The 5,529-nt window shown below is 71.9% G+C and carries 5 protein-coding genes; 4 read left to right on the forward strand and 1 reads right to left on the reverse strand.

Annotated features, from left to right (window positions below; all coding sequences use genetic code 11):
- A partial coding sequence (locus E1291_RS38470) for a hypothetical protein (RefSeq protein ID WP_131742967.1) occupies positions 1-507 on the reverse strand: 507 nt, incomplete at its 3' end.
- A gap of 212 nt (positions 508-719) precedes the next feature.
- On the opposite strand from E1291_RS38470, the gene trhA reads away from it, so the two are divergent.
- The 4 genes from trhA to E1291_RS38490 form a co-directional block, all read left to right on the forward strand.
- Positions 720-1,397 (forward strand): PAQR family membrane homeostasis protein TrhA, encoded by a 678-nt coding sequence (gene trhA, locus E1291_RS38475; protein ID WP_131742969.1) that lies wholly within the window; start codon positions 720-722, stop codon positions 1,395-1,397.
- 129 nt (positions 1,398-1,526) lie between these two features.
- Positions 1,527-2,471 (forward strand): bifunctional riboflavin kinase/FAD synthetase, encoded by a 945-nt coding sequence (locus tag E1291_RS38480; protein WP_131742968.1) that lies wholly within the window; start codon positions 1,527-1,529, stop codon positions 2,469-2,471.
- A gap of 212 nt (positions 2,472-2,683) precedes the next feature.
- Positions 2,684-2,953, forward strand: a complete 270-nt coding sequence (gene rpsO / locus E1291_RS38485; RefSeq protein ID WP_021599383.1) for a 30S ribosomal protein S15 — start codon at positions 2,684-2,686, stop codon at positions 2,951-2,953.
- A gap of 274 nt (positions 2,954-3,227) precedes the next feature.
- The coding region (locus E1291_RS38490) for a polyribonucleotide nucleotidyltransferase (protein ID WP_242614647.1) at positions 3,228-5,529 on the forward strand (2,302 nt) is incomplete at its 3' end.

A 5,529-nucleotide genomic window follows, 5' to 3' on the forward strand; every position in this document is an offset into this window, starting at 1 on the left:
CGGGCCCGGCGGACGGGGGAGGAGGACCGCCGGCACGGCGGGACGGGCGCCGGTGACGAGCGGACGCCAGGCACCGGCGGCCGCGGCGGAGATCCGCCGGGCCAGGGACCACAGCGCGGCCTCGCCCCGGCGCATCCACCACGCGGCGGCCACGGCCGTCCCGAGGTGGACGAGCGTCATGCCGCCGAGACCACCGGAGCCCCCGGCCGTCACGTGCGGCGGGATGCCGTGGTGCACCGTTCCGGCGGACGCCGCGGTGAAGAGCGCGTGCAGCCCGAACTGCGCGCCGGTGAGGACGCCGAGGATCGTCCCGAACGACCGTTCGGCGCCCGCCAGCAGCAATGAGAGCCCTGTCACCAGCGCGAACCCGAGGACCACGGCGCCGGGCGGCACGCAGAGACGCGCCGCGTACGCGTGACCCGCGGTGGTCATGGTCAGGCAGACCGTCGCGAAGACCACCGCGCGGGCGAGGCGGAAGCAGGGCTGGAGCGGCATGGGTGTGCTCATGGTCCCACGGGCGCCCGCCGAGCCCGCACGAGGGCGCCCGGGGAGGGCAGGATGGGGTCGCGCGGCGCGGGGAGCCGGGGTGGTGAGCCGGGCGTGGCGAGCATCACCCGGCCGGCCCCGTGCGAGCTAACTTACGCGCGCGTAACCTACGTAACCGTAGGTTCGTTTGGCGAGGAGGCGCCCCCATGAGCACCGTGCCGGACATCAATGACATGCCGGACGTCGACGACGGACCGCCCGGTCCCCCCGCGCCGTCCCCCACCCGCCCGCGGCTGCGCGGCTGGCTCCATCTCGGCGCGTTCCCGGCCGTCCTCGTGGCCGGGCTCGTCCTGGTCGCGCTGGGGCCGACCCCGCAGGCGCGGCTCGCCTCGGCGCTCTACGTGGCGACCTCGGCCATGCTGTTCGGCGTCTCGGGGACCTACCACCGGCAGCGGTCGCACCGGCTGATCGAGGTGCTGCGCCGGTTCGACCACGCCAACATCTACCTGATCATCGCGGGGACCTACACCCCGTTCGCCGTGGTGGCGCTGGACGGCGGCGTCCGCCTCGCCGTCCTGGCGATCGTGTGGACCGGGGCGATCGCCGGCGTCGTGTTCCGGACGGCGTGGATCGGCGCGCCGCGCGCGCTCTACGTCACCCTCTACATCGTGCTCGGCTGGGTCGCGGTGTTCTTCCTGCCGCAGTTCCTGGCCGGGGCCGGGGTCGCCGCCTGCGCGATGGTCGCGGTGGGAGGCGTCTGCTACAGCGTGGGCGGAGTCGTCTACGGGCTGCGGCGCCCGAACCCCTCGCCGCGCTGGTTCGGGTTCCACGAGGTCTTCCACGCCTGCACCCTCGCCGCGTACGTCCTTCAGTACATCGCGGTCTCCCTGGTGGTCTACCAGTCCGGCTGAGCCCGGACGGCGCGAGAAAGCACGCCCCACCGGTAACCCCGCGGGGCGGCGCATGGCACTCTTGTTGACGGAAAGAACCCGGGACGAGGGATGAACCGGGCAGGCACGTCCTAGTACAGGGAGAGCATGGTGCGGCGCTGGCATGGCCTCGACGAGGTACCCGCCGACTGGGGCCGTTCAGTGGTCACCATCGGGGTGTTCGACGGAGTGCACCGCGGCCACCAGCGGATCGTCGGCGCCGCCGCCGAGGAGGCCCGGCGGCGCGGGCTGCGCTCGGTGGTGATCACCTTCGACCCGCACCCGGACGAGGTCGTGCGGCCGGGCACCCACCCGCCGCTGCTGGCGCCCACGCGGCGCCGTGTCGGGCTGCTGGAGGGGCTCGGCACCGACGCGGTCGTGGTCGTGCCGTTCACGCTGGAGCTGTCCAAGGTGCCGCCGGACGAGTTCGTCCAGTCCGTCTTGGTCGAGCGGCTGCACGCGGCCCACGTCATCGTCGGCGAGGACTTCCGCTTCGGCCACCGCGCCAAGGGCGACGTCGCACTGCTCCGGGAGCTCGGCGAGAAGTACGACTTCAGCGCCGAGGGCATGCCGCTGGTCGCCAACGGCGACACGATCTCCTCCACCTACATCCGGTCGCGGCTGGCCGCGGGCGAGGTCGAGGCCGCCGCGACCGCGCTCGGCCGCCCGCACCAGGTGGAGGGCGTGGTCGTGCGCGGTCACCAGCGGGGCCGGGCGCTCGGCTTCCCGACGGCGAACCTGGAGACGCCGCCGCACACCGCGATCCCCGCCGACGGCGTGTACGGCGGCTGGCTGACCGCCGACTCCGACCGCTACCCGGGGTTCCGCTGGCCCGCCGCGATCTCCATCGGCACCAACCCGACCTTCGAGGGGGAGGGCGAGCGGACGGTCGAGGCGTACGCGCTGGACCGTGACGACCTCGACCTCTACGGCGAGCACATGGCCGTCGACTTCGCCGCCCGCATCCGCGACACCCTGAAGTTCGACTCCGTCGAGGCGCTGGTCGAGGAGATGCACCGGGACGTCGCCCGGGCCCGCGAGATCGCCGCGGGCTGAGCGCGGCGCGGAGGGCACCCTGCGTGATCGTCCCGGTTCCGCGCTGTGACGGTGGGGCTTTCGGGCATGGTACGGTGAATAGTCGCTGGGATGGGCCCCGGCGCGGTTGGCTGCACCCTCATGCGGCTCACCACTCTCTAACACGCACCATGCGGACCCGCGCTCCCATCGGGCCCGGGCTCTGCGGGTGACGATCTCATCGAAGGAGCCACGTGTCGCTCGACACCGCCACGAAGAACCAGATCATCGCCGAGTACGCGACCACTGAGGGTGACACCGGATCGCCGGAGGTCCAGGTCGCGCTGCTGACGCGCCGCATCAACGATCTGACCGAGCACCTCAAGGAGCACAAGCACGACCACCACAGCCGCCGCGGCCTCCTGCTGCTGGTCGGCCGTCGTCGCCGGCTCCTGAAGTACCTGAGCAACAAGGACATCAACCGCTACCGGCAGCTGATCGAGCGACTCGGTCTGCGCCGCTAGCACCGAGAGGGAGTGGTCCGCCGGGCCACTCCCTCTTCGCTTTCGGCCGGCGGGGGCCGCGCATCCCCTCCGCCCGACAACTGGAGACAAGCCTCGCGGACACCGCTGGTGCGGGCCGGTCCTCGGTAGTGGCTTCCGGATCCGTTCCGCCCCATCGGCGGACCTGTCGATCCGGGTGCTTCGATCGAAGACCGGCAGCGTGAAAGCCACGGGAAACGGCCGCGGGGACCGACGTAGAGACCTGAGGAGGTTTCCCGTGACAGAAGCCGTGCGCATCGATGGCGCGCAGAGCACCGAGGCCGTGATCGACAACGGCGTGTTCGGCACCCGGACCATCCGTTTCGAGACGGGCCGGCTGGCCCGCCAGGCGGCCGGTTCCGCCGTCGCCTACCTCGACGACGAGACGATGGTCCTGTCGGCGACCACCGCGTCCAAGAAGCCCAAGGACAACCTGGACTTCTTCCCGCTGACCGTGGACGTCGAGGAGCGGATGTACGCGGCCGGGCGCATCCCCGGCTCGTTCTTCCGCCGCGAGGGCCGCCCGTCCGAGGACGCGATCCTGACCTGCCGGCTGATCGACCGGCCGCTGCGCCCGTCGTTCGCCAAGGGCCTGCGCAACGAGATCCAGGTCGTCGAGACGATCATGGCGCTGCACCCCGACCACCTGTACGACGTGGTGGCGATCAACGCCGCGTCGATGTCCACGCAGCTGGCGGGCCTGCCGTTCTCCGGCCCGATCGGCGGCGTCCGCGTCGCGCTGATCGACGGCCAGTGGGTCGGCTTCCCCACCCACCCCGAGCTCGAGCGCGCCACCTTCGACATGGTGGTCGCGGGCCGGGTGCTGGCCGACGGCGACGTCGCGATCATGATGGTCGAGGCGGAGTCCACCCGCGACACGCTGAAGCTCGTCGGCGAGGGCGCCACGGCGCCGACCGAGGAGACCGTCGCGCAGGGCCTGGAGGCGGCCAAGCCGTTCATCAAGGTGCTGTGCAAGGCGCAGAGCGACCTGGCGGCCGTCGCCGCCAAGGACACCGCCGAGTACCCCGTCTTCCTGGACTACCAGGACGACGTGCTGGAGGCCGTCACCGCCGCCGTCGCCGAGGACCTCGGCCAGGCGCTGACCATCGCCGCCAAGCAGGAGCGCGAGACCCGGCTGGACGAGCTGAAGGCCGGTGCCGCCGAGAAGCTCGGCGAGGACTTCGAGGGCCGCGAGAAGGAGATCTCCGCCGCGTTCCGCGCGGTGACCAAGAAGCTGGTCCGCGAGCGGGTCATCCGCGACGGGCTGCGCATCGACGGCCGCGGGCTGAAGGACATCCGCCAGCTCACCGCCGAGGCGCACGTGATCCCGCGGGTGCACGGCTCGGCGCTGTTCGAGCGCGGCGAGACGCAGATCCTCGGCGTGACGACGCTGAACATGCTCCGCATGGAGCAGATGATCGACACGCTGAACCCCGAGCGCACCAAGCGCTACATGCACAACTACAACTTCCCGCCCTACTCGACCGGTGAGACCGGCCGGGTGGGCTCGCCGAAGCGCCGCGAGATCGGCCACGGCGCGCTCGCCGAGCGGGCGCTGATCCCGGTGCTGCCGACGCGCGAGGAGTTCCCCTACGCGATCCGGCAGGTGTCGGAGGCGCTGGGCTCCAACGGCTCCACCTCGATGGGCTCGGTCTGCGCCTCCACCATGTCGCTGCTGGACGCGGGCGTCCCGCTGAAGCAGATGGTGGCGGGCATCGCGATGGGCCTGATCCACGAGGGCGGCGAGTACGTCACGCTGACCGACATCCTCGGCGCCGAGGACGCGTTCGGCGACATGGACTTCAAGGTCGCCGGCACCCGTGACGTGATCACCGCGCTGCAGCTGGACACCAAGCTCGACGGCATCCCCGCCTCGGTGCTGGCCGCCGCGCTCCGGCAGGCCAAGGGCGCCCGGCTGGCGATCCTGGACGTGATGCAGGAGGCCATCGAGGCGCCCGCCGAGATGAGCCCGAACGCGCCGCGGATCATCACGATCAAGGTCCCGGTCGACAAGATCGGCGAGGTCATCGGCCCCAAGGGCAAGATGATCAACTCGATCCAGGACGACACCGGCGCCGACATCACGATCGAGGACGACGGCACGATCTACGTCGGCGCGACCGACGGCCCGTCCGCCGAGGCCGCGCGGCAGGCGATCAACGCGATCGCCAACCCGCACATGCCCGAGGTCGGCGAGCGCTTCCTCGGCACCGTCGTCAAGACCACGACGTTCGGCGCGTTCGTGTCGCTGCTGCCCGGCAAGGACGGCCTGCTGCACGTCTCGCAGATCCGCAAGCTGCACGGCGGCGCCCGGATCGAGAACGTCGAGGACGTCATCGGCGTCGGCGAGAAGATCCAGGTCGAGGTCACCGAGATCGACCAGCGCGGCAAGCTGTCGCTGGTGCCGGTCGAGGTGGTCGAGCGCGAGGCCGCCGACCGCGCCGGCAAGGACGCGCCCGACGAGGACGGCGCCGTGGCCGAGGCCGACGGCGGCGACTCCGGCGACTCCGGCGAGGGCCGTGAGCGGCGCGAGGACGGCGACAAGCGCGCCCCGCGCC

It is taken from the genome of Actinomadura roseirufa (assembly GCF_900659635.1).
GTDB lineage: Bacteria > Actinomycetota > Actinomycetes > Streptosporangiales > Streptosporangiaceae > Spirillospora > Spirillospora roseirufa.